Genomic DNA, 23947 nt, shown 5'->3' with positions numbered 1-23947 from the left:
CCCTCACGCGGCCTTCGGCCGGCGCGGGCTCCCCTCGTGAGCGCCCGGTACGGCCAGGTCGGTGAGGATCGCCTCCGCCGCCCGGCGACCCGAGTGCAGCGCACCCCGGACCGTGCTGGTGTCGCGGTGGTCGCCGCACACGTACAGCCCGGCCAGCACCCGCACCGGGCGGCGCGGATCGTGCGGGGCCTCCATCGCGGGCACCGCCTCCGGGTCGTGGTGGGACGCCAGCAGCTCCCAGCGCTCCGTCGGCACCCCGTACAGCGTCGCCAGATGCGCCCGCACCGAGCGGTCCAGGTCCGCCGGCGGGGTCCCGAGCACCGTCGAGGTGACCAGCGTCCGGCCCTCCGGCGCCCGAGCGGGGTCGACCGCGCTCATCAGCGCGGTGTGCGCCACCGGACCCGACCGGTCCCCGTCCAGCACCAGCGACCGGCCCGTGGAGGGCGGGGCGGGCGCGGTGTGGTGCAGGACCGTCACGGGGTGGAAGGCCGGCACCCGCAGACCGGGCAGCAGTTCGGCCGCCGCCCCGGCCCCGGTCGCCAGCAGCAGGGAACGGCACCCCAGCTCACCGTGTTCCTTGGTCCGTACGGAGGTGATGCCGACGGCCGTCACATGGACGCCCGTACGGACCGTCCCCGGCGGCAGCGAGGCCGCCAGCAGCTCCGGCAGCGCGAACGAACCCCCGGCCGGTACGCACAGCCCGCCGCGCGCGTAGTCCCGCAGCGCGAGATCGGCGCACCGGCTCGACGTGGTGAGCTCGGGATCGCTGAGCAGCGCCGTGAGCAGGGGGCGCAGGACGCCGTCCACCGTGCGGGCGGGCAGCCCCACCCCCGGCAGGGCCTCGGCGACCGTCCGCTCCGGGCGGGCCAGCAGCCGGGCCTCGTCCGTGGCCGCCAGCCGGGACAGGGCCGCGCCCAGCCGGGCCCGGTCGATCGCGCCGGTCACCACGCCGCCCCGGCCGCCGCCGCGCACCGGGGTGGCCGGATCGGTCCCGTACGCGCGCTGTGCGGCCCCGCGAGGTCCGGCAGACCCGGAAGCCCTGGACGTCAGCGAAGCCCAGGGCGCCTGGGGCGACCGCGGGGCGCGGGACGACGGGCGGGGGTCGCCCGGCGTCCGGGGGGCGCGATGGGGCCAGGGGGCGCTCGATCGGGTGCGTGCCGCCTTGAGTGCGCCCCTCGCGCTCCGTATGTCGCCGGTGAGCTGGCGGCGGCCCTCGCCGTGGACCAGGACCCCCGGCGCGAACTCCCGCAGCTCCAGGGGGCCGAGCCCCGGAGTGCAGGTCAGTTCGGGCCAGGAGCCGCTCAGCAACGGACCGAGACGGTCGAGCCGGAACCCGTCCACCTGGTCGGTGGCCAGGCGGCCGCCCACGCGGGGCTCGGCCTCCAGAACACTCACGTCGAGCCCCGCCCTGATCAGCAGGTGGGCCGCTGACAGGCCGGCGATCCCGGCCCCGATGATGATCACGTCTGCGTGGTGTGCCGTGTTGCGCACGTGCCCCTCCCCGAGTCGGTGCGACTGGTGGAGGGTTATTCCCCCCAACAGGCCCCCGGAAAGCCGGAGTTCGCATCGAGGCTAGGAGGATGGCTGATACCGGGTCAGACGCGCGCCGGGGAGCACCGGGGCACGGGGTCGCACACCGCCGCCCCGTGGAGCTCGGCCGCCTCAGTCCAGCGCGGCGCGGATCGCCCCGTCGATGTCGGGGAAGGCGAACGGGAAACCGGAGTCCAGCAGCTTCGCCGGGATGACCCGCTGGCTGCCGAGCACGTCCTCCGCGAACTCCCCGAGCGCCAGCCGCAGCGCGGGCGCCGGGGCGGGCAGCAGCGTCGGGCGGTGCAGCACCCGGCCCATCGCGGCGGTCACCTCGGCGTTGGTGGCCGGTTCCGGCCCGGTCAGGTTCACCGGCCCGGTCAGCGACGCGGTGTCCAGGATGTGGCGCAGCGCCGCGACGTGGTCGTGCAGCGCGATGAAGCTCCAGTACTGGCGGCCGTTGCCCAACTTCCCGCCCAGCCCCGCCCTGAACAGCGGGAAGAGCCGCCCCCAGGCCCCGCCCTCGCGGCCGACGACCAGGCCGGTCCGGGCGTGCACGGTACGCACGCCCGCTTCCTCGGCGGCGGCGGTGGCCGCCTCCCACTCCTCGCAGACCGAGGGCAGGAACCCGTGGCCGGGCGGCGCGCTCTCGTCCACCGGGGAGTCCCCGGTGTCGCCGTAGTAACCGATGGCGGACCCGGCGAGCAGCACCCGCGGTGGGGCGTCGAGCGAGGCGACGGCCTCGGCGACGGCGGCGGTCCCCAGGACCCGGCTGTCCCGGATCTCCCGTTTGTAGGCGTCGGTCCAGCGATGGTCGCCCACCCCGGCGCCGGCCAGGTGCACCACGGCGTCGCAGCCGACGAGCCCGGCCACGTCCACGTAACCCCGCTGGGGGTCCCACTCGACCTCGTCGCCGGTTCTGGCGGGCCGCCGCACCAGGCGGGCCACCTCGTGCCCGTCGGCGCGCAGCGAGCGCACCAGCGCCGCTCCGATGAGTCCGGACGATCCGCTGACGGCGATACGGGAGCTCGGCATGGGCTCATCCTGCCCCATGAAAGGGCTCGAACACGGGGAGCACCGCGTGGCACAGTGCTCCCATGGCCGTACCCCCCCTCCTTTCCGTCCGTCCCGCCGCGCCCGCCGACGAGGCCGAACTCGCCGAACTCGACCGGTCCACCTGGTCGACCCTGCACGCCGTCCTGCCCCGGCCGGTGCCTCCGTACGATCCCTTCTTCGAGGAGGGGCACCCGCCGCAGGACTTCTTCGTGGCGGAGGCGGTGGAGACGGAGGGCGGCGCCCCGCGCATCGCCGGGTACATACGCCTGGTCCCGCCCACCCCGCTCGCCTGCAACGCCCATGTGCGCCAGATACGCGGGCTCGCCGTGGCGACCTGGGCGCGCGGGGCCGGTGTCGGGCGGAGCCTGCTGCGCGCCGCGTTCGACGAGGCCCGCCGCCAGGGCGCCAACCGGATCACCCTGCGGGTCCTCGCCCACAACGAGCCCGCCCGCGCGCTGTACGCCTCGGAGGGCTTCGCCGTCGAAGGGGTCTTCCCCGGCGAGTTCTTCCTGAACGGGCGATACGTGGACGACGTCTGCATGGGCCGCTCGCTCGACCCCGCCTGACAGGGCCCGGAGGGCGGCGGTACCGGGCTCAGTGGGGTCCGAAGCGGTCCCAGAGCTCGGGGAAGCGGGCCGCGAGCGCGTCCTCCTCCTCGAAGTCGACCGGGGTGCCCAGCGGCTCGGCGGGCTGCGGCGGCAGCCCCAGATCCGGCGCGACCGCCCCGGTGAGCTGCTCGTACGCCTCGTCGGCCGCGTACCCCAGCTCCTCCCCGTCCCCGTCGATCTCCTCGTCGAACTCCTCCAGCAACTCCGCCAGGTCGTCCGGATCGTGCAGCGCCCCCTCGAATACCTCCCGCCCCTGGCCGATCAGCCAGCACCGGAAGTAGTCGAACGCGTCGTCGCTCGCCCCGCCCAGCAGCACGGTCGCCGCACCCCAGAGGTCCCAGCGGTAGGCGCGGTTGTAGCGGGCCTCGAAGTGCCGGGCGAAGTCCAGCACGGATTCGGGATAGAGCTGCACCAGCCGTTCCACCAGCAGGTCGGCGTGGTCCTCGGGGTCGCCGTCGGCGGCCTCGCGGGTGCTGTCGATGATCTCCCAGAATTCCGTTTCGTCCATCACGGGTCCAGCATCCAGCCTGCCGGGTGCTCCCGCACGCTCAGCCGCCGAATTGAAGCCTTTCAGCGATACATCTCGCGCAGGCGTTCGGCCGCCTCCGAGAACCGTTCCCGCAGTTCGACGGGTGCCAGGACCTCCAACTCGGGCCCCAGCGCCAGCAGCTGGCCGAAGGCCACGTCCGGCGACTCCACCGGCAGCGTGAGCGTCCGCCACCCGTCCCGGTCCGGTACGGACGCCTCCGCGAGCGCCGCCGCGGACGCCGCGCGGTCACCGGTGTACGCCAGCATCCGCGCCCCGCGCTCGGACACCCGTACGGTCACCTCCGTACGCAGCAGGGACCGGGCGAACTCGGCGGCCCGCTCTTCCCAGAAGCCGGGCAGATCGAACGTCTCGTCGCGCTCGAAGCGTTCCTCCGACGGCTCCACGGCGGTGAAGCGGTCGATCCGGTAGACCCGGAAGTCCTCGCCCGCCCGCGCGCAGAGGTACCAGACCCCGGCCTTGAGGACGAGACCGTACGGGGCCAGCTCCCGCGCCACCTCCGTACCGTCGTGCTCGCGGCCCCCGCCCCGGCGGTAGCGGACCCGGACCGTCCGGTCGTCCCGGACCGCGTCCGCGATCGGGGGCAGCAGCTCGGGGGGCTCCGGCTCGTGGTACCAGGACGGCGCGTCCAGGTGGAAGCGGCGGGCGGCGGAGGAGGAGGCATCGCGCAGGGAGGGCAGGAGCGCCGCCGACACCTTGAGCCGGGCGGCCGAGGCCGCGTCCTCCAGCCCCATCTCGCGCAGCGCGGCGGGGAGTCCGGAGAGGAACAGCGCCTCCGCCTCGTTCCGGTCGAGACCGGTCAGCCGGGTGCGGTACCCGCCGACGAGCCGGTAGCCGCCGGCCCGGCCGCGCTCCGCGTACACCGGGACGCCCGCGTCGGAGAGGGCCTGCGCGTCCCGCGTGACCGTACGCTCCGACACCTCCAGCTCGGCCGCCAGCTCGGCGGCGGTCATCGCGGGGCGGGCCTGCAGGAGCAGCACCATCTTGATCAGCCGGGCAGCGCGCATGGGCCCATTGTGGCGTCGGTGAGCGGTGAGCGGTGAGCGGTGAGCGGCGAGAACCGGAGAACCCCCGGCCGCCGGGCGGGCGCGCTGTCGGACGCGCCCGCCCGGTGACCGGGGGTTTCGGCTCGGCGGGGCGGCGGGGCTCAGAGGCCGTACCGCTCCCGTGCCTCCTTGACCGCCGAGGCCGGGACCTCGCCGCGCTTGGCGAGCTGGGCCAGCGAGGCCACCACGATCGACGGGGCGTCGACGCCGAAGTGGCGGCGGGCCGCGGCGCGGGTGTCGGAGAGGCCGAAACCGTCCGTGCCGAGCGAGGACCAGTCCTGCTCCACCCACTGGCTGATCTGGTCCGGGACCTGGCGCATCCAGTCGCTCACCGCGAGGACCGGGCCCGGCGCGCCGGAGAGCGCCTGCGTGACGTACGGGACCCGCGTCTCACCGCGGAGGAGGGCCTCGTCGGCCTCCAGGGCGTCGCGGCGCAGTTCGCCCCACGACGTGGCGGACCAGACGTCGGCCGTGATGCCCCAGTCGGAGGCCAGCAGCTCCTGGGCCTCCAGGGCCCAGTGGATCGCCGTACCGGAGGCCAGCAGCTGGAGCCGCGGCGCGTCCGCCGCAGCGGGCACGCCCTCCTTGAAGCGGTACAGCCCCTTGACGATGCCCTCTTCGACGCCCTCGGGCATCGCGGGCTGGGGCTTCGGCTCGTTGTAGACCGTCAGGTAGTAGAAGACGTCCTCGGCATCGGGGCCGTACATCCGCCGCAGCCCGTCCTTGACGATCACCGCGACCTCGTACGCGAACGCCGGGTCGTAGTTGAGCGAGGCCGGGTTGGTGGCCGCGATCAGGTGCGAGTGGCCGTCCGCGTGCTGGAGGCCCTCGCCCGTCAGGGTCGTGCGGCCCGCCGTCGCGCCGACGATGAAGCCCTTGCCGAGCTGGTCGGCGAGCTGCCACATCTGGTCCCCGGTCCGCTGCCAGCCGAACATCGAGTAGAAGATGTAGAACGGGATCATCGTCTCGCCGTGCGTCGCGTACGACGTGGCGGCGGCGATGAAGTCGGCCATGGCCCCGGCCTCGGTGATCCCCTCGTTGAGGATCTGGCCGTCCTTGGACTCCTTGTAGTACATCAGCTGGTCGCGGTCGACCGGATCGTACGTCTGGCCCAGCGGCGAGTAGATGCCGGCCGAGGGGAACAGCGACTCCATACCGAAGGTACGGGCCTCGTCGGGGACGATCGGCACCCAGCGCCTGCCGGTCTCCTTGTCCCGCATCAGGTCCTTCACCAGGCGGACGAACGCCATGGTGGTGGCCATCTCCTGCTTGCCGGACCCCTTGTACAGGGCCTTGAACGCGCGCTCCTCGGGCTGCGGCAGCGGCGCCGAGGCGTGCAGGCGGCGGGCCGGGGCGGGACCGCCGAGGGCGGCGCGGCGCTCCTGGAGGTAGCGGACCTCGGGGGAGTCGGCGCCTGGGTGGCCGTAGGGGACGAGGCCGTCCTCGAAGGCGCTGTCGGGGATCGGGAGGCCGAGCAGCTCGCGCATGCCCTTGAACTCCTCGACCGACAGCTTCTTCATCTGGTGGTTGGCGTTCTTGGACTCGAATCCCTTGCCGAGCGTGTAGCCCTTGACCGTCTGGGCCAGGATCACGGTCGGCGCGCCCTTGTGCTCGATCGCCGCCCGGTACGCCGCGTAGACCTTGCGGGCCTCGTGGCCGCCGCGCGAGGTGGAGAAGCACTCGGCGATCACCGCGTCGGTGAGCAGCTTCGCCAGTTCGGCGAGGGCGGGCTCGGCACCGAAGAAGTGCTCGCGGATGTAGGCCACGTCGCGGGTGGCGTACGTCTGGAACTGCGCGTCCGGGACCTCGCGCAGGCGGCGGAGCAGCGCCCCCCGGGTGTCCAGCTGGAACAGCTCGTCCCAGGCGTTGCCCCAGAGCGTCTTGACGACGTTCCAGCCGGCCCCGCGGAACTGTGCCTCCAGCTCCTGGACCACGCGGAAGTTGGCGCGGACCGGGCCGTCGAGGCGCTGCAGGTTGCAGTTGATGACGAAGGTCAGGTTGTCGAGCTGCTCACGGGAGGCCAGCGCGAGGGCCGCCGTCGACTCGGGCTCGTCCATCTCGCCGTCGCCCAGGAAGGCCCAGACGTGCGAGCCGGCCGTGTCCTTGATGTTGCGGTTGGCCAGATAGCGGTTGAAGCGCGCCTGGTAGATCGCCGAGAGCGGGCCGAGGCCCATCGACACGGTGGGGAACTCCCAGAGCCAGGGCAGCCGCCGCGGGTGCGGGTAGGAGGGCAGACCGTCGCCGCCCGCCTCCTGGCGGAAGTTGTCGAGCTGCCGCTCGCTGAGCCGGCCGTCCAGGAAGGCGCGGGCGTAGATGCCGGGGGAGGCGTGGCCCTGGATGTAGAGCTGGTCGCCGGAGCCGTCCCCCTCCTTGCCGCGGAAGAAGTGGTTGAAGCCGGTCTCGTAGAGCCAGGCTGCCGAGGCGAAGGTGGCGATGTGGCCGCCGACCCCGTACCGGGCGCCCCGCGTGACCATCGCGGCCGCGTTCCAGCGGTTCCACGCGGTGATCCGCGACTCCATCTCCAGGTCGCCGTCGAACGAGGGCTCGGCGGCGGTCGGGATGGTGTTGACGTAGTCGGTCTCCAGCAGCTTGGGCAGCGCGAGACCGGCGCCCTCGGCGTGCTGCAGCGACCGGCGCATCAGGTACGCGGCACGGTGCGGGCCGGCGGCCTTGGTGACGGCGTCCAGGGAGGCCGCCCATTCGGCGGTCTCCTCGGGGTCACGGTCCGGGAGCTGGTCGAGCTCGCTCGGAAGCTTTCCTACGGGGTCGGTCATGATCGCCGCCTTCCGGAGAGGAGGGGGGTGGAGAAGGCCCTGGCTGGCAGGACAGGGCGATGGGGCCGGTGGGCCCGCGAAGTGAACTGTAAGGCTCTGATCGATGATCGATCAAAGGGTGGAGGGCAAAACTTCTCGATAGGAAGAAAAGTGGCATGGGGTGCCTCGAAAAGGGGCACGGAGTGACGCGAAATTACGCGCAAAAGGGGTGATGACCTGCACGGAAGAGCGGACGCGACAGCAGATGATCGGGTGCCGACCGCCGCAGCGGGGGTGCCGGGCGCTTTGGGGAGGTGCTCGCCGGTCCTGAGGCCCTGGGGTCTGAAGGCCTGAGGTCTGAGGCCCTGAGGTCCTGCGCGTAGGGTCGCGCGCTCGGCGGCCTACGCGGTGGGTGTGGCGGCCTCGGGGGCCGGGGCGCAGCCCAGGACGTGCGCCTTCACCAGGGTGCCGATGTGCGGGTCCCCGGCGAGGAACGCGTCGATGAGCGCCTGGTGCTCCTCCGCGTACGACTTCTGCACCGTGCCCAGCCAGCGGATCGACAGGGCCGTGAACACCTCGATGCCCAGCCCCTCCCAGGTGTGCAGCAGCACCGCGTTCCCGGCGGCCCGCACCAGCTCCCGGTGGAAGCCGACCGTGTGCCGCACCTGGGCCTCGCCGTCCGCCAGCCGGTCCGCCTCGTACAGCGCGGCCACATGGGGCTCCAGCGCCGAGCAGTCCCGGCCCAGCACCGGGGCCGCCAGCTCGGCGGCGATCTGCTCCAGGCCGGCCCGGACCGGGTAGCTCTCCTCCAGGTCGGCGGCGGTGAGATTGCGGACCCGGACGCCCTTGTTGGGGGCCGACTCGATCAGCCGGAGCGTCTCCAGCTCGCGCAGCGCCTCGCGCACGGGCGTCTGGCTGACCTCCAGCTCGGTGGCGATGCGGCGCTCCACGATCCGCTCGCCCGGCTTCCAGCGCCCGCTGACGATCCCCTCCACGATGTGCTCGCGGATCTGTTCGCGCAGCGAGTGGACGACGGGCGGGGTCATGGAAGGCTCCTTCAGCGCAGACCTGTGCTGCCTACATCATCACGGCGGCGGGTCGGCCTCCTGTGGTGGTTAGACAATACGGCGGCGCCCCCGCCCGGAGAGGTTCCGGGCGGGGGCGCCGCTGGTGAGGCTGGTTACAGCCGGGGCGTTCAGAGGCCGAGCTCGACCTCGAACTCACCCGCCTCCAGGATCGCCTTGACCGAGGTCAGGTAGCGGGCGGCGTCCGCGCCGTCCACCAGACGGTGGTCGTAGGAGAGCGAGAGGTACGTCATGTCGCGCACCGCGATGGTCTCGCCGAGGTCCGGGTGGTCGATGACCACGGGACGGCGGACCGTCGCGCCGATGCCCAGGATGGCGGCCTGGTTCGGCGGGACGATGACGGTGTCGAACAGGGCGCCGCGCGAACCGGTGTTGCTGATGGTGAAGGTGGCGCCGGACATGTCGTCCGGCGTCAGGCCGCCACCGCGCGCCTTGCCCGCGAGCTCCGCGGTCTTCTTGGAGATACCGGCGATGTTCAGGTCGCCCGCACCCTTGATGACCGGGGTCATCAGACCCTTCTCGGCGTCCACGGCGATGCCGATGTTCTCCGAGTCGAAGTACGTGATGGTGCCCTCGTCCTCGTTGATCCGGGCGTTGATGACCGGGTGGGCCTTCAGCGCCTGGGCCGCCGCCTTCACGAAGAACGGCATCGGGGACAGCTTGACGCCCTCACGGGCGGCGAACGCGGCCTTCGCCTGGTTGCGCAGCTTCATCAGCTTCGTGATGTCGACCTCGACGACCGAGGTCAGCTGGGCCTGCGAGTGCAGGGCCTTCATCATGTTGTCGCCGATGACCTTGCGCATGCGGGTCATCTTGACCGTCTGACCGCGCAGCGGGGACGCCTCCAGCTTCGGCGCGGCCTTGGCGGCGGCCGGAGCGGCGGCGGGGGCCGGAGCTGCTGCGGCGGCCTTGGCGGCCTCCGCGGCGGCGACGACGTCCTGCTTGCGGATACGGCCGCCGACGCCGGTGCCCTTGACCGAGCCCAGGTCCACGTTGTTCTCGGACGCGAGCTTGCGGACCAGCGGCGTGACGTACGCGCCGTCGTCACCGGAGGGCGCGGACGGAGCGGCCGGAGCCGGTGCGGCGGGCTGCGCCGGGGCGGGAGCCGGGGCCGCGGGAGCCGCCGGGGCCGCCGGAGCGGGTGCCTCCTGCTTCGGGGCTTCCTGCTTGGGGGCTTCCTGGGCCGGAGCTCCCTGCTTCGGCGCCTCCTGCTTCGGGGCCTCCGGGGCGGGAGCCTCCTGCTTCGGAGCCGCGCCCGGCGCGCCGATCACGGCGAGCTTGGCGCCGACCTCGGCGGTCTCGTCCTCGCCGACCACGATCTCCAGCAGCACGCCGGCGACCGGGGCGGGGATCTCGGTGTCGACCTTGTCCGTGGAGACCTCGAGCAGCGGCTCGTCCTCGGCCACCTCCTCGCCGACCTCCTTGAGCCAGCGGGTGACGGTGCCCTCGGTGACGCTCTCGCCGAGCGCGGGGAGGGTGACGTCGGTGCCCTCGGCGGAGGAACCACCGGTGGCGGGCTCGGCGGCCGGGGCCGGGGCCTCGGCCGGCGGGGCGGCGGGCGCTTCCTCGGCCTGCGGGGCCGGGGCGGCGGCGGGCTCGGCGGCCGGGGCCTCCTGGGCGGCAGGGGCGCCGGAGCCGTCGTCGATGACGGCCAGCTCGGCGCCGACCTCGACGGTCTCGTCCTCGGCGACCTTGATGGAGGTCAGTACACCGGACGCGGGGGCCGGGATCTCGGTGTCGACCTTGTCGGTCGAGACCTCGAGCAGCGGCTCGTCGGCCTCGACGCGCTCGCCCTCGGCCTTCAGCCAACGGGTGACAGTGCCCTCGGTGACGCTCTCGCCGAGCGCCGGAAGGGTTACGGAAACCGACATGGTTTCAGTTGCTCCTTACGAAAATGCGGAAGTGGTCGGTCGTCGCGCCCGGGACCGGGGGTCAGTCGTGGGCGTGGAGGGGCTTGCCGGCCAGCGCCAGGTGAGCCTCGCCCATCGCCTCGTTCTGCGTCGGGTGTGCGTGGATGAGCTGGGCGACCTCGGCGGGCAGCGCCTCCCAGTTGTAGATCAGCTGGGCTTCGCCGACCTGCTCGCCCATGCGGTCGCCCACCATGTGGACGCCGACCACGGCACCGTCCTTGACCTGGACGAGCTTGATCTCGCCCGCGGTCTTCAGGATCTTGCTCTTGCCGTTGCCCGCGAGGTTGTACTTGAGGGCGACGACCTTGTCCGCGCCGTAGATCTCCTTGGCCTTGGCCTCGGTGATGCCGACGGAGGCGACCTCGGGGTGGCAGTACGTCACCCGCGGCACGCCGTCGTAGTCGACCGGGACGGTCTTGAGACCGGCGAGGCGCTCGGCGACCAGGATGCCCTCGGCGAAGCCGACGTGGGCGAGCTGGAGGGTCGGGACGAGGTCGCCCACCGCCGAGATCGTCGGGACGTTGGTCTGCATGTACTCGTCCACCAGGACGTAGCCGCGGTCCATCGCGACGCCCTGCTCCTCGTAACCGAGGCCCTGCGAGACCGGGCCGCGGCCGATCGCTACCAGCAGCACCTCCGCCTCGAAGGTCTTGCCGTCGGCGAGCGTCACGCGGACGCCGTCCTGGGTGTACTCGGCCTTGTCGAAGAAGGTGCCGAGGTTGAACTTGATGCCGCGCTTGCGGAACGCGCGCTCGAGGAGCTTGGAGCTGTTCTCGTCCTCGACCGGGACCAGGTGCTTGAGGCCCTCGACGATGGTGACCTCGGTGCCGAAGGACTTCCACGCGGAGGCGAACTCGACGCCGATGACGCCGCCGCCCAGCACGATCGCGGACTTCGGGACGCGGTCGAGCTTCAGCGCGTGATCCGAGGAGATGATCCGGTTGCCGTCGATCTCCAGGCCGGGCAGCGACTTCGGCACGGAGCCGGTCGCCAGCAGCACGTGGCGGCCCTGGACACGCTGGCCGTTCACGTCCACCGAGGTGGGGGAGGAGAGCTTGCCCTCGCCCTCGATGTAGTGGACCTTGCGCGAGGCGATGAGACCCTGGAGACCCTTGTACAGGCCCGAGATCACGTCGTCCTTGTACTTGTTGACGGCCTCCATGTCGATGCCCTCGAAGGTGGCCTTCACGCCGAACTGGGCCGACTCGCGGGCCTGGTCCGCGATCTCGCCCGCGTGCAGCAGCGCCTTCGTGGGAATGCAGCCGTTGTGCAGGCAGGTGCCGCCGACCTTGCCCTTCTCGATCAGGGCGACGTCCAGGCCCAGCTGCGCTCCGCGCAGGGCCGCGGCGTAACCGCCACTGCCACCGCCGAGGATCACTAGGTCGAAAACGGTGCTGGCGTCGTTCGCCACGTCACGTCCTCCATGCATGTGCGCCGTACGCCGGGCCCCGTCGCTGGGGTGTGACCGGCCGGTCGGCTGGTGTGCGGCCGCTTTTGTCTTCGGCCCTGTGGTGGGGGCCCTGTCCTGCCGAGAACCCATCTTCGCACTTGTCGACGGTGGGCGGGACGCGGGGCCCGGGTCCGGGACGGATCATCGTCCGTTCCGGAGGGTTACTGCTGCGTAGATACCGGGGGATCGAGCCGGTGTTCGTCCAGAGCGAAACCCCGGTCTCTTCTTACCGGTCCCGCCCCGACAACACCTGCGGCCCCGGACGTATGCCCGGGGCCGCAGGTACCGGCTGGCTGCTCCGGCTCAGCCGAGGTCGCCGTCGGCGGTGCGCTCGGCGAGGCGCACCAGGGTGCGGACCGCGGAACCGGTGCCGCCCTTGGGCGTGTAGCCGTACGGAGCGCCCTCGTGGAAGGCCGGGCCCGCGATGTCCAGGTGCGCCCAGGCGATGCCCTCGCCCACGAACTCCTTCAGGAACAGGCCGGCCACCAGGCCGCCGCCCATGCGCTCGCCCATGTTGGCGATGTCGGCCGTGGGGGAGTCCATGCCCTTGCGCAGGTCGGCGGGGAGCGGCATCGGCCAGGACGGCTCGCCGACCTCGTCCGCGATCTCGTGGATCGACGTACGGAAGGCGTCGTCGTTGGCCATGATGCCGAAGGTGCGGTTGCCGAGCGCCAGCACCATCGCACCGGTCAGGGTCGCCACGTCGACGATCGCGTCCGGCTTCTCCTCCGAGGCACGGGTCAGCGCGTCGGCCAGGACGAGGCGGCCCTCGGCGTCGGTGTTGAGGACCTCGACGGTCTTGCCGCTGTACATGCGCAGTACGTCACCGGGGCGGGTGGCGTTGCCGGAGGGCATGTTCTCGGCCAGCGCCAGCCAGCCGGTGACGTTGACCTTCAGACCCAGGCGGGCGGCCGTGACGACGGCGGCGAACACGGCGGCGGCGCCGCTCATGTCGCACTTCATCGTCTCGTTGTGGCCGGCCGGCTTGAGCGAGATGCCGCCCGAGTCGTAGGTGATGCCCTTGCCCACGAGGGCGAGGGTCTTCTCCGCCTTGGGGTGCGTGTAGGCGAGCTTCACCAGGCGCGGGCCGTTCGCCGAGCCCTGGCCGACGCCGAGCAGACCGCCGTAGCCGCCCTTGACGAGCGCCTTCTCGTCGAGGACCTGGACCTTGATGCCGTGCTCCTTGCCCGCGGCGGTGGCCACGGCGGCGAAGGACTCGGGGTACAGGTCGTTCGGCGGGGTGTTGATCAGGTCGCGGGCCCGGTTGATCTCCTCGGCCAGCGCCAGGGCGCGCTCGACGGCCGCCTTGTACGCCTTGTCGCGCGCCTTGCCGCCGAGCAGGACCACCTCGGCGAGAGGCTGCTTCGGACCGCTGTCCTCGGACTTCGCGCCCTTGGGGGCCAGCTTGTTCTCGCCGCCCTGGTAGGCGGTGAAGGCGTACGCGCCCAGGAGCGCGCCCTCGGCGACGGCGGCGGCGTCCTCGACCGTGCCGGCGGGCAGTGCGAAGCCCGCCTTCTTCGCGCCGGACAGCGCTCGGGCGGCGGTGCCCGCCGCGCGGCGCAGCGCCTCGCCGTCGTACGCGTCCTCCTTGTCCGGGACCGGACCGAGGCCGACCACGACGACGACCGGGGCCTTGAGGCCGGACGCGGCGGGCAGCTTGGTCAGTTCGCCCTCGGCACCGGTGGCGCCGAGGGTCTCCAGGACGGCGGCGAGCTTTCCGTCGAACGCCTTGTCCACGGCCTCGGAGCCCGGTGCGAGGACCAGACCCGTCTTCGGCCCAGCGCCCTTGGCGACGCCGACGACGAGTGCGTCGGCGCGCAGCGTCGCCGCACCGGCAGTGCTGAGAGTGAGAGCAGTCACGGTGGTGAAATCTCGCTTCCGTTGAGTTCAAGTTCGGTCGAGGGGTGGGCCGACCCTGCCCGGCGCATCGTAGACGCCCCGACGATGTGCCGGGAATGAGCCTACGCGCGCACTTTCCGCTCGGTGACGGCGGCGGGTCCTCCCCGCGCCGTTTCCGGCCGGTGAGGTGGTCCGGCACGGCCCGGAACGCCCGCCGCGGCGGTCCCCCGTCAGGCCCCGAGCGCCAGCACCACCAGGGCCGCCGTCGCCGCGGTCTCCCCGACGCCTCCGAAGACGTCCCCCGTGACCCCGCCGAACCGCCGGACGCAGTGCCGCAGCAGCAGTTCGGCCGCCGCGAGCGCCCCGAGCACCGCCGACGCGTGGTGCAGCGCCCCGTACGGACCGAACACCGTGCCCGCCGCCCCGCACAGTGCTGTCGTCACCGCCGCCGCGAGCAGCGCCCACCGGACCGGGACCGTCGACGCCACCGCCGCCCCGAGCCCCTCCGGCCGGGCGGGCGGCACCCCCTGACGGGACGCCAGGGTCAGCGCGAGACGGGCGGCGACGGCCGCCACGACGGCCCCGAGCGCCCCGTGCGCCCAGCCCTCCCCGTACAGCTCGAAGAGGACCGCGACCTGGGCCAGCAGGACCAGGAGCAGCGTGATGACACCGAACGGCCCAATGTCGGACTGCTTCATGATCCGCAGTGCGTCCTCGGCCGGCTTGCCGCTGCCGAGGCCGTCCGCCGTGTCCGCCAGACCGTCCAGGTGCAGCCCTCGGGTGAGGGCCGCGGGCACCGCGACGGAGGCCACCGCCGCGAGCAGCGGCCCCGAGCCGGCGAGCAGCGACAGCGAGCCGAGGGCGGCGGCGAGCAGCCCCACGACGAGTCCCGCGAGCGGGGCGCACAGCATCCCGGTCCGGGCGGTCGCGCGGTCCCAGCGGGACACGCGGACGGGGAGCACGGTCAGGGTGCCGAAGGCGAAACGTATGCCGTGGCTGTTCAGGGAGGTCACCGCGCGCAGGCTAGCCGCTGGGCCCCACCGATAGATTGGGCGAAACGCGCCGAACGCTGCGAAACCTGACGTATCGGGAGTGGGTGGGATGGGTCACTGGTGGCACGACAACATCGTGGAGCCCGGCAAGCTGCCGCTGCTCCTCGCGCTGACCGCCTTCGTCCTGACCTTCGCGGTCACCCGCACCATCACCCGCATGATCCGTGCCGGGAAGGGCCCGTTCCGCGACATCACGCCGGGCGGGGTGCACATCCACCACGTGGTGCCCGGAGTCGTGCTGTCGGTGGTCGGCGGGTTCGGCGCGGTGGCCAGTGGGCAGCACGGTGCGACCGCCGGGGTGTGCGCGGTGGTCTTCGGGGTGGGGGCGGGTCTCGTGCTCGACGAGTTCGCCCTGATCCTGCATCTGGACGACGTGTACTGGACCGAGGAGGGCCGCCGGAGCGTGGAAGCGGTCGTGCTGACCGCCTCGTTGGTGGCCCTGGTCCTGGCGGGCTTCTCGCCGCTCGGCGTGGACGACGTCACCGACGAGGAGCAGCAGAGCAGGGTCGGCCTCATCACGACGTACGTGATCAACTTCTGCTTCGTCCTGATCGCCCTGTTCAAGGGCAGGACGCGGATGGCGGTGGTCGGCACCCTCGTCCCCTTCGTCGCCCTGATCGGCGCGGTCCGCCTCGCCCGCCCCACCTCGCCCTGGGCCCGGCGCTTCTACCGTCACCGCCACCGGGCGCGCTCCCGCGCGATGCTGCGGGCCTACCGCCACGACGTGCGCTGGGCCGGGCCGCGCCGGAAGTTCCAGGACCTCATCGGCGGCGCCCCGGACCGGGTACCGCCGCCGCCCGCGCCGAGGCCCTGAACCTCCCCGGAGTCTCCGGCGCCTGATTCCAGGGCCCTCCGAAGAGGGGGCCGGGGCCACGCGGAGCCGGGTGCCGTCCGCGGGACGCCGGTCCCGTCCGCACGGGGGAGACCCGACAGGGAAAGCCGCGAGCGGCCGGGGGCGGCGGCTCTCAGGCTCTGCCGGGAGCGGCGGACCGCGCCTCGGGCTCGTCGGGCTCCGTGTCTTCCTCGTCCTCCCCGTCCACGGGCTTCTCCGGCTCACGCTCGGGGAGTTCGGCGGCCAGCGCCGCCGCGGCCCGCACCAGGGGCAGGGCCAGCAGCGCGCCGCTGCCCTCGCCCACCGTCACCCCGTGGTCCAGCAGCGGGGTCAACGCCATCCGGTCCAGCGCCTTCGTCTGCGCCGGCTCCCCGCTGGTCTGGCCCGCCAGCCACCAGTCCGGCGCCCGGAACGCGGCCCGCTGCGCCACCAGCGCGCAGGCGGCCGAGACCACGCCGTCCAGAATCACCGGCATCCGGCGCACCGCGCTCTGCAACAGGAACCCCGTCATCGCCGCCAGGTCCGCCCCGCCGGAGGCGGCCAGCAGCTCCAGTTGGTCACCGAGCACCGGCCGGGCCCGGCGCAACGCGTCCCGGATCGCCGCGCACTTGCGCATCCACGCCAGGTCGTCGATGCCGGCGCCACCGCGCCCGGTCACCACGGAGGCGTCCGTACCGCAGAGCGCGGCGACCAGGGTGGCCGCGGCCGTGGTCCCGCCGACGCTGAGGTCGCCGAGGACGACCAGGTCGGTGCCGGAGTCCGCCTCCTCGTCGGCGACGGCCATGCCCAGGCGGACCGCCTGCTCGGCCTCCTCCGCGCTCATCGCGTCCTCGACGTCGATGCGCCCCGATCCCCGCCGCACCCGGTGGCGGACCACGGACTCGGGCAGCAGCTCCGGATCGCAGTCCAGGGAGACGTCCACGATCCGCATCGGCACCGCGTACTGCCGGGCCAGCACCGCGACCGGGCTCGTGCCGTCGAGGGCGGCCCGCACCAGCGCGTGCGCGCTGCCCGCCGGCCGCCCGGAGACGCCCAGCTCCGCCACCCCGTGGTCACCGGCGAAGAGCACCAGGCGCGGCTGCTGGACGGCCCTGACCGGCACGGACTGCTGGGCGGCGCTGAGCCACTCGCCCAACTCGTCGAGCCGCCCGAGCGCTCCCGGCGGTACGGTCAGCCGCTCGCGCCGCTCCTCGGCATCGCGCCGCACACCCCCGTCGGGGCGTTGGATCAGGTCGGAGAAGTCGTCCAGGTTCACGGGGGTCTGCCTCGCGGGTCGTCACGTCGGGTCCGGGCACGGGAACCCGGCGGCGGGCCCCTGCCCGGAACAGTACCGGTCGCCCCACGACACGGCCCCGGCCGAGACCGGCCCCTTCCCGGCGTACGGACCCGGAAGGAACAGCGCCTCCGGCGTCCCGCTCGTCGGCACGCACCGGCCCACCGGCCGGCCCCCGAAGGGCTCCTCACCCCCGCAGCACCAGCGCCTGTCCCGCCACCACCAGCAGCACCTGCTCGCACTCCGCCGCCACCGCCGCGTTCAGCCGCCCCAGCTCGTCCCGGAACCGGCGCCCCGCCGACGTCGCCGGGACCACCCCCGACCCCACCTCGTTGGTCACCAGCACCACCGGCCGCCGGGTCCCGCGCACCGCGGCGACCAGCTCCCCGACCCGCTCGCGCAACGCCGCCTCGCCGCCCCCGTCGTGCCAGCGCTCGTCCTCCCAGGCCCCCACCCGGTCCATCGCGTCCGTCAGCCACAGCGACAGGCAGTCGATCAGCAGCGGCGGCCCGTCCGCCCGCAGCAGCTCCGCCAGTTCGCAGGTCTCCTCGGTCCGCCAGGCGCCCGGCCGGCGCTCCCGGTGCAGTCCGATCCGGGCCGCCCACTCCGGGTCCCCGTCACGGCGGCCACCGGTCGCCACGTACACCACCTCCGGGAACGTCTCCAGGCGCCGCTCCGCCTCCACCGACTTCCCCGACCGCGCGCCGCCCGTCACCAGCACCCGGCGCGGTACGTCCGGCACCGCGTGGTACTCACCCACCACCAGCGTCGTCCCGTCCGGCACCGCCCGCGCCCCGGCCGCCGCCAGCCGCCGATCCAGGGCCGGGCCCGGCGGGGCGTCGTGGTCCAGGTGGACCGCGATCACGTCGGTCGTCGGACCCGCCGCCCCCGCTGCCCGCAGCCGCGCCACCGCGTCGGGCCGTCCGATCACATCGCAGACGACCATGTCCAGCGGCCGTTCCACCCGCTCGGGCAGCCCGGCGGGCGCCGCCCCCGGCGGCAGGTACAGCAGCCGCTCGCCCTCCGGGGACGTCACCTCGTACCCGGTCCCCGGCGCATCCATCGCCACCGCCCGCACCCGGTGCCCGCTGATCAGCGTCAGGACCTGACCGTCCGGCACCCGCCCGGGGGCCGGCAGTGTGGGCGGCAGTTCGACGGCGGGTCCGTCGTGGGGGTGGGTCAGCAGCACCTGGCGTACGGCGCCCAGCGAACGCCCCGCCCGTGCGGCCGCGAACACGGCCCCCGGTGTGAGGTCGAGCAGCAGCGCGTCGTCGACCAGCAGCGCGGTCGCGGCCCGCGCCCACGGGCCGCGAGCCGAGGCGCAGACCGCGCAGGGGCAGGAGGGGTGCGGCAGCCCCTCGGGGGCTCCGGTGCCGAGCAGTGTCAGTTCCACCCCTTGATCCTCCCGTGTCCCCGCGCGAGGTGCGCGTCCGGCTACGCTTCGGGCAGCAACGTGACCCGGGAGGCTGACATGGCGTGGACGTGGCGGTTCGAGAAGTCCGACGGTACGGAGACGGAGCCGGCGCTGCAGCCGGAGGAGTTCACCACCCAGGGCGACGCGGAGTCCTGGATCGGTGAGTACTGGAAGGAACTCCTGGAGGGCGGCGCCGCACAGGTGACGCTCTTCGAGGACACGACCAAGATCTACGGCCCGATGAGCCTCCAGGCCGACGGCGCCTGACGCCCGGCCACGGAAGCGGGGTGGTGACCGCCGGAGCCCCGGCGGTCACCACCCCGTTCCGCTGACCGGAATCCGCGGTGCCGGCCACCGGGCACCGCGCCGGGCGGACTCCGCCCCGGCCCCGCCCGGTGGCGGACACCACCTCACGAACCGCTCGCTCAGCCGTTCACGGCGGACTTGAGCGCTTCGAGGTACTGGCTCTCCGACGGGATCGTGTACAGGTTCAGGTCTCCCTTGAAGGTGACCATGACCGGGCAGCTGGTGTCCTCGCCGACCAGCTCGACCGGTTCCCCGACCTGGTCGCCGGTGCGCGCCTCGTACACCGTGATCTCCACGGTGGCGCTCCGCATCCCGACCGACTCGCTCGTGAAGTCGCAGGTGGCGACCTCCTCACCGGCGTCGCTGTGCTCCGTGCACGCGACGAGTTCCACCTGGTCGGGATCCTCCGGGTTGAACGGGTCGTCGCTCTCGCCCGCACGGAGCGACACCTGCGACTGCGAGCTGTCGTCCTTCCGGGCGCTCTCGAACACGACGACGGGGTGCGGTCCCGAACCGGGTTCGTAGGCAGGGGCTCCGGGTATCTCGCGTCCTCCGCAGAGGGTGCCGTAGTCGTCGAGGGTCTTCGCCACCTGGTGCACGGGCCGCTGCATCCACTGGACGACCGCGTAGATACCGGCGGCGGGGAGGCCGACCACGATCAGCAGGGCGAGCACGCACCCGACCGTCCGCTTGGCAGGGCCCCACTCCTTGTCCTGCGTGCGCGAAGGTTCCCTGGGCGGGGACTGCTCGTTCAACGACTTCCTTCTCTCCTGAGCGGATGATCCGGGGCGGAGAGAACAACGGGTCAGCGGGCGCCGGCGACCACCGCCGCCCCGCGGGCCATCGCCTCGTCTCCCCCGCGAGGCCACCCGAGACGCTAGATGATCTGTCGTACCGCGACAAGGGGCTGCCTGGTCGTCACGCCCCCGGCCTCACTGCCCGTCAAGCCCCCCGGCCCCACCACCGGAAACGTCGACGGCTCCGCACCCGTGCCGGTGTGACCGGTAGGGGTGCGGAGCCGTCGAGGATTCCGTGGGACCGCTCAGATCTCCCCGAGCGTGACCTCCGCCGTCCGGCTGTCGCCGTCGCGCGTGTACGTCACCGTCACCTTCTGGCCCGGCTCGTCGTTCGCCAGCGCCTCGGAGAGCGAGGTGATCGTGGTGACCTCCACGTCCCCGATCTTCGTGATGGTGTCTCCGGGCCGCAGCCCCGCTTCGGCCGCCGCCCCGCCCCGCTCCACGCTGACCAGCGCCACCCCGGCGGGGCGGTAGTCGTCGTCGACGACCGTGCGGCCGGTGATGTCGAGCGCGGCCCGTCCCGAGTCGGTGACCTTGCCGTCCTTGATGATCTGGTCCGCGACCGTCTTCACCATCGAGACGGGGATCGCGAAGCCGATGCCCGGCGCCGCGCTGTCGCCCAGCTGCGGGTCGGTCGCCGCCAGGGTCGGGATGCCGATCACCCGGCTGTCCAGATCGACCAGCGCGCCACCGCTGTTGCCCGGATTGATCGCCGCGGACGTCTGCACCATGTTGGCGATCGTCGCCCCCGTACCGCCGCCCGACCGGCCCTCGCTCACGGTCCGGCCGAGCGCGGAGACGATGCCCTGGGTGACGCTGCTGGACAGGCCCAGCGGCGAGCCCATCGCCAGCACGATCTGCCCCACCTCGACCTTCGCCGCGTCGCCGAACTCCGCCGGCTTCAGCCCGTCCGGCACCTCGTCGAGCTTGATCACGGCCAGGTCCTGCTCCGGATAGGAGGAGACCAGCGACGCGCTCAGCACCGCCTCCCCGGTGGCGACGCTGACCTTGAACTTCTCCTCGTCGCCGACCACATGGGCGTTCGTGACGATGTGTCCCTTGCCGTCGTAGACGACCCCGGAACCGAGCCCTTCCGAGGCGTCGATCTGCACCACCGACGGCAGCACGTCGTTGATGACGTCCTTGTAGGCGGTCTCCAGGTCGTCGGGGGCGCGCTTCACCGACCCCTGCGCGGTGCCCGACGCGCTCGCCTCGGGCGCCGGAGCCGCCGGGCCCGTACCGGAGCAGCCGCCCGCCAGAGTGATCGCGCAGACGGCGGCGGAGAGGGGGATCAGCAGCCTGCGCGCCCGGCTGCGGGAAGGGGATGCGTCCATATCCGGAGTCTGGGGCCGGGCCCGTTCGGGTGCCCGCGCTGATGGGCCGAACGGGCGCGCGGGGGAGGGCGCACCCGACCGCGTACGCCGGGGCCCGCCGCGCGCCGGAGCGTGTCGGCCGCGCACGGGTCGGCCACGCACAACTCGGCCGCGTACGCCGGGAGACGTCAGCCGCGTACGCCGCACAGGTGCAGCAGTGCCGCCACACCCCGGTACGGGTCGGTGCGTCCGGCCCGGTCCTCCAGGGTCAGCACCCGTTCCAGCTCGTCGGCCGGCAGCTCCACGTCGTTGTCCACGGTGTCCGTGAACACGCGGACCCCGTACCAGGCGTGCAGGGGAGCGGCGATCCCGGCGAGCGTGGCGCGCAGGGCGTCGAGCCGGTCCGCGCGCACGGTGAGGCCGAGACGGTTGGTGTACGTGGCGGTGTCGAAGGCGGTCAGGGCTCCGGCGAAGTCACCCGAGAGCCCCGGCCGCATCGCCAGCGCGTCCGCGTTCCGCACGAGCAGGGAGAGGAGCCCGCCGGGGGCCAGCATCCGGGCGAGCCCGGCCAGCATGGGGTCCGGCTCCTCGACGTACATCAGGACGCCGTGGCACAGCACCACGTCGAAGCTGCCGGGCAGGAAGTGCACCCCGGTCTCACGGCCGTCGCCCTCGACGAGCCGGACCCGCTCACGGATGCCCTCCGGCTCGGTCGCCAGGGACTTCCGGGCGGCGGCCAGCATCTCGGCGTCCGCCTCCAGGCCGGTCACCGAGTGGCCGGCCCGCGCGAGCCGCAGCGCCTGGGCGCCCTGGCCCATGCCCACGTCCAGGACGCGCAGCCGCTGTCCGACCGGGAAGCGCCCGGCCATCTGCTCGTCGAGCTGCCGGGCGACCAGCTCCTGGCGGACCGTGTCGCGTATGCCGCCGAGACCCGCCGGCCACGCCGAGGAGACCCCGGTGAAGCCGGAGGTGTCCGTGCTCAGGGCCGCTCTCCGCGCTTGACCTGCGGCTTGGGCAGCCGCAGTCGGCGCATCTGGAGCGTGCGCATCAGGCCGTACGCCACGGCACCGCGCTTCGGCGTGTCCGGGAAGCGCTCGCGGAGCTGCTTCTTCAGGCGGAACCCCAGACCGATCGAGTCGATCACGATCAGGACGATCACGCCGAGCCAGAGCATCATCACGATGGCCTGCATGTTCGGCACCTGGATCACGCTGAGGACCAGGATGATCACGGCGAGCGGCAGGAACCACTCCGCGACGCAGAAGCGCGAGTCCACGTAGTCACGGACGAAGCGCCGCACCGGGCCCTTGTCGCGGACCGGGAGGAAGCGCTCGTCGCCCGACGCGAGCGCCTCGCGCTGGCGGGCCATGTCGGCCCGGCGCGCTTCGCGCTGGCGCTTCACGGCCGCCTTGCGGTCCGCCGGTGCGGCGGACGCGGCACGGCGGCGCTGCGACTGGGCCTCGCTGCGCTTGGGGGTGGGGCGACCCTTGGGAGCCTGCGGGTCGCGGGGCTGCTGGGAGAGGTCCGCCGTCACCTTGTCGGTGGGGGCCTTCTCTGTCTTGGCGCGGCTACGGAACACAAAACCCAAGGGTACGGGGTCGGCGCGCGGGCCCGGGAACGCGGGCGGGAACGATCCGGCAACGGAGGGCCGCCGACCGGGCCAGGCGACGGCCCCGACCGGGTGATACGGGGGTCAACCACCTGTTCCCGCACCCGACACCGCGCGTCCCGGAGCTTCACCTACACCCTGGGCGGGATCGTTTCCCTCGCGTACTCGTCCTTGGGGAGGAGCACATCCGCGCCCGAACAGTGCGGTAATAGAGACAGGGCCCGTACTGTGGGTTCTATCGGGAGTGCTGGAGCTCAGTCCGTCAGAAGGGGGCGCGCGAAGCCCATGAGCGGTGTCATGAAGCGTATGGGAATGATCTTCCGCGCGAAGGCGAACAAGGCCCTTGACCGGGCCGAAGACCCGCGCGAGACCCTCGACTACTCGTACCAGAAGCAGCTGGAACTGCTGCAGAAGGTGCGTCGTGGTGTCGCCGACGTGGCGACGTCCCGCAAGCGCCTGGAGCTGCAGCTGAACCAGCTGCAGGGCCAGTCGTCCAAGCTGGAGGACCAGGGCCGCAAGGCGCTGGCGCTGGGCCGCGAGGACCTGGCCCGCGAGGCGCTGTCGCGGCGTGCGGCGCTCCAGCAGCAGGTCACCGACCTGGAGACGCAGCACAGCACGCTCCAGGGCGAGGAGGAGAAGCTCACCCTCGCGGCGCAGCGCCTCCAGGCCAAGGTCGACGCCTTCCGCACGAAGAAGGAGACCATCAAGGCCACCTACACGGCGGCCCAGGCCCAGACCCGGATCGGCGAGGCGTTCTCCGGCATCTCCGAGGAGATGGGCGACGTCGGCCTTGCGATCCAGCGGGCCGAGGACAAGACGCAGCAGCTCCAGGCGAGGGCCGGCGCCATCGACGAGCTGCTCGCCTCCGGAGCCCTCGACGACCCGAGCGGCACGGCGAAGGACGACATCGCCGCCGAGCTGGACCGGATCTCCGGCGGCAGCGACGTGGAGCTGGAGCTGCAGCGCATGAAGGCCGAGCTGGCGGGCGGCTCCTCGCCCTCGCAGCAGGCCATCGAGGGCGGCGCCCAGGGTGGTGCGCAGCAGCCGCAGTCGTCCCCGCACAAGTTCGACAAGCAGTGAGGGCAGCGTCATGATCGTACGGATCATGGGGGAGGGCCAGGTCGAGCTGGCCGACAGTCATGTCGTCGAACTGAATGAGCTCGACGACGTCCTGCTCAAGGAGATGGAGAGCGGTGACGGACCCGGTTTCCGCACCACCCTCCACGCGCTCCTGGACAAGGTGCGCGAGCTCGGCAGCCCGCTCCCGGACGACTCCCTGGAGCCGTCCGAGCTGATCCTGCCGGCGTCCGACGCCACTCTCGAAGAGGTGCGCGCCATGCTCGGCGACGACGGGCTCATCCCCAACTGACCCGACGGCCCGCCCGGCGGCCCGCGACAGCCGCACCGGCACTCCCCGCAGTACACCCTGCCCCGCGCCCGGTCCGCCGGAGCGGGGCAGCGGTGCGTCCCGGCCCCGCCCGCCCCGCCTCCGGCCGCTTCCCGCGAAGGCGTACGGCTCCGAGGGGCGGC

The 23947-nt window shown here is 73.0% G+C and carries 21 protein-coding genes; 5 read left to right on the top strand and 16 right to left on the bottom strand.

Annotation, left to right across the window (positions count from 1 at the left end; translation table 11 throughout):
* Positions 1–3: 3 nt before the first annotated feature.
* Positions 4–1491: an FAD-dependent oxidoreductase gene (locus tag QFZ71_RS06755; RefSeq protein ID WP_307667350.1), complete on the bottom strand. Its 1488-nt coding sequence runs from the start codon at positions 1489–1491 to the stop codon at positions 4–6.
* A 171-nt stretch (positions 1492–1662) separates the two neighbouring features.
* Positions 1663–2562 carry a TIGR01777 family oxidoreductase gene (locus QFZ71_RS06750; protein ID WP_307667349.1) on the bottom strand — a complete coding sequence of 300 codons (900 nt, stop codon included), beginning with the start codon at positions 2560–2562 and terminating at the stop codon, positions 1663–1665.
* Between the two features lie 62 nt (positions 2563–2624).
* Here QFZ71_RS06750 and QFZ71_RS06745 point away from each other — a divergent pair, with 62 nt between their 5' ends.
* Positions 2625–3149 (top strand): GNAT family N-acetyltransferase, encoded by a 525-nt coding sequence (locus QFZ71_RS06745; protein WP_307667348.1) that lies wholly within the window; start codon positions 2625–2627, stop codon positions 3147–3149.
* Positions 3150–3177: 28 nt separating this feature from the next.
* On the opposite strand, the gene QFZ71_RS06740 is transcribed toward QFZ71_RS06745, so the two are convergent.
* The 8 genes from QFZ71_RS06740 to QFZ71_RS06705 all read right to left on the bottom strand — a co-directional run bounded on the left by QFZ71_RS06740 (position 3178) and on the right by QFZ71_RS06705 (position 14834).
* Complete coding sequence (locus tag QFZ71_RS06740) at positions 3178–3699, bottom strand: DUF4240 domain-containing protein (RefSeq protein ID WP_307667347.1); 522 nt, start codon at positions 3697–3699, stop codon at positions 3178–3180.
* Positions 3700–3761: 62 nt separating this feature from the next.
* The gene (locus QFZ71_RS06735) at positions 3762–4745 is read right to left on the bottom strand and encodes a YafY family protein (protein WP_307667346.1); all 984 of its coding nucleotides are present in this window, start codon (positions 4743–4745) and stop codon (positions 3762–3764) included.
* A 140-nt stretch (positions 4746–4885) separates the two neighbouring features.
* Positions 4886–7558: a pyruvate dehydrogenase (acetyl-transferring), homodimeric type gene (gene aceE, locus QFZ71_RS06730; RefSeq protein ID WP_307667345.1), complete on the bottom strand. Its 2673-nt coding sequence runs from the start codon at positions 7556–7558 to the stop codon at positions 4886–4888.
* A gap of 380 nt (positions 7559–7938) precedes the next feature.
* Entirely contained in the window at positions 7939–8583 is a 645-nt protein-coding gene (locus QFZ71_RS06725; protein ID WP_307667344.1) for a GntR family transcriptional regulator, read from the bottom strand.
* Between the two features lie 149 nt (positions 8584–8732).
* Complete coding sequence (gene sucB / locus QFZ71_RS06720; RefSeq protein ID WP_307667343.1) at positions 8733–10493, bottom strand: 2-oxoglutarate dehydrogenase, E2 component, dihydrolipoamide succinyltransferase; 1761 nt, start codon at positions 10491–10493, stop codon at positions 8733–8735.
* A 61-nt stretch (positions 10494–10554) separates the two neighbouring features.
* Entirely contained in the window at positions 10555–11943 is a 1389-nt protein-coding gene (lpdA, locus tag QFZ71_RS06715; RefSeq protein ID WP_073769416.1) for a dihydrolipoyl dehydrogenase, read from the bottom strand.
* Between the two features lie 342 nt (positions 11944–12285).
* Positions 12286–13842, bottom strand: a complete 1557-nt coding sequence (locus QFZ71_RS06710; protein ID WP_307667342.1) for a leucyl aminopeptidase — start codon at positions 13840–13842, stop codon at positions 12286–12288.
* Positions 13843–14051: 209 nt separating this feature from the next.
* Positions 14052–14834 (bottom strand): adenosylcobinamide-GDP ribazoletransferase, encoded by a 783-nt coding sequence (locus QFZ71_RS06705; protein WP_307667341.1) that lies wholly within the window; start codon positions 14832–14834, stop codon positions 14052–14054.
* An 88-nt stretch (positions 14835–14922) separates the two neighbouring features.
* On the opposite strand from QFZ71_RS06705, the gene QFZ71_RS06700 reads away from it, so the two are divergent.
* Complete coding sequence (locus QFZ71_RS06700; protein ID WP_307667340.1) at positions 14923–15687, top strand: hypothetical protein; 765 nt, start codon at positions 14923–14925, stop codon at positions 15685–15687.
* Positions 15688–15838: 151 nt separating this feature from the next.
* Here QFZ71_RS06700 and cobT read toward each other — a convergent pair whose 3' ends face one another.
* Both cobT and QFZ71_RS06690 read right to left on the bottom strand, forming a co-directional pair.
* Positions 15839–16960, bottom strand: coding sequence for a nicotinate-nucleotide--dimethylbenzimidazole phosphoribosyltransferase (cobT, locus tag QFZ71_RS06695; RefSeq protein WP_307667339.1), 1122 nt, complete (start codon positions 16958–16960; stop codon positions 15839–15841).
* A gap of 205 nt (positions 16961–17165) precedes the next feature.
* On the bottom strand, positions 17166–18371 hold the full coding sequence (locus QFZ71_RS06690; RefSeq protein ID WP_307667338.1) for a bifunctional adenosylcobinamide kinase/adenosylcobinamide-phosphate guanylyltransferase: 1206 nt from the start codon (positions 18369–18371) through the stop codon (positions 17166–17168).
* A gap of 78 nt (positions 18372–18449) precedes the next feature.
* On the opposite strand from QFZ71_RS06690, the gene QFZ71_RS06685 reads away from it, so the two are divergent.
* Entirely contained in the window at positions 18450–18659 is a 210-nt protein-coding gene (locus QFZ71_RS06685) for a hypothetical protein (protein WP_010057779.1), read from the top strand.
* 158 nt (positions 18660–18817) lie between these two features.
* Here QFZ71_RS06685 and QFZ71_RS06680 read toward each other — a convergent pair whose 3' ends face one another.
* The 4 genes from QFZ71_RS06680 to QFZ71_RS06665 form a co-directional block, all read right to left on the bottom strand.
* Positions 18818–19453 carry a hypothetical protein gene (locus QFZ71_RS06680; RefSeq protein ID WP_307667337.1) on the bottom strand — a complete coding sequence of 212 codons (636 nt, stop codon included), beginning with the start codon at positions 19451–19453 and terminating at the stop codon, positions 18818–18820.
* Positions 19454–19740: 287 nt separating this feature from the next.
* Positions 19741–20829 carry a S1C family serine protease gene (locus tag QFZ71_RS06675; protein ID WP_307667336.1) on the bottom strand — a complete coding sequence of 363 codons (1089 nt, stop codon included), beginning with the start codon at positions 20827–20829 and terminating at the stop codon, positions 19741–19743.
* A 167-nt stretch (positions 20830–20996) separates the two neighbouring features.
* Entirely contained in the window at positions 20997–21677 is a 681-nt protein-coding gene (locus tag QFZ71_RS06670) for a class I SAM-dependent methyltransferase (RefSeq protein ID WP_373465085.1), read from the bottom strand.
* A gap of 110 nt (positions 21678–21787) precedes the next feature.
* A complete protein-coding gene (locus QFZ71_RS06665) occupies positions 21788–22387 on the bottom strand; it encodes a DUF3043 domain-containing protein (protein ID WP_307667335.1) in 600 nt (199 codons plus the stop codon).
* A gap of 327 nt (positions 22388–22714) precedes the next feature.
* On the opposite strand from QFZ71_RS06665, the gene QFZ71_RS06660 reads away from it, so the two are divergent.
* Together QFZ71_RS06660 and QFZ71_RS06655 are read left to right on the top strand one after the other, a co-directional pair.
* A complete protein-coding gene (locus QFZ71_RS06660) occupies positions 22715–23497 on the top strand; it encodes a PspA/IM30 family protein (protein ID WP_307667334.1) in 783 nt (260 codons plus the stop codon).
* Between the two features lie 10 nt (positions 23498–23507).
* Entirely contained in the window at positions 23508–23786 is a 279-nt protein-coding gene (locus tag QFZ71_RS06655; protein ID WP_307667333.1) for a hypothetical protein, read from the top strand.
* The last annotated feature ends 161 nt before the right edge of the window (positions 23787–23947 follow it).

Origin of the sequence: Streptomyces sp. V2I9 (assembly GCF_030817475.1) — a bacterium.
GTDB lineage: Bacteria > Actinomycetota > Actinomycetes > Streptomycetales > Streptomycetaceae > Streptomyces.
Note: the sequence above shows the minus strand (reverse complement) of the source record. Positions and strands in the feature narration are given on the sequence as shown.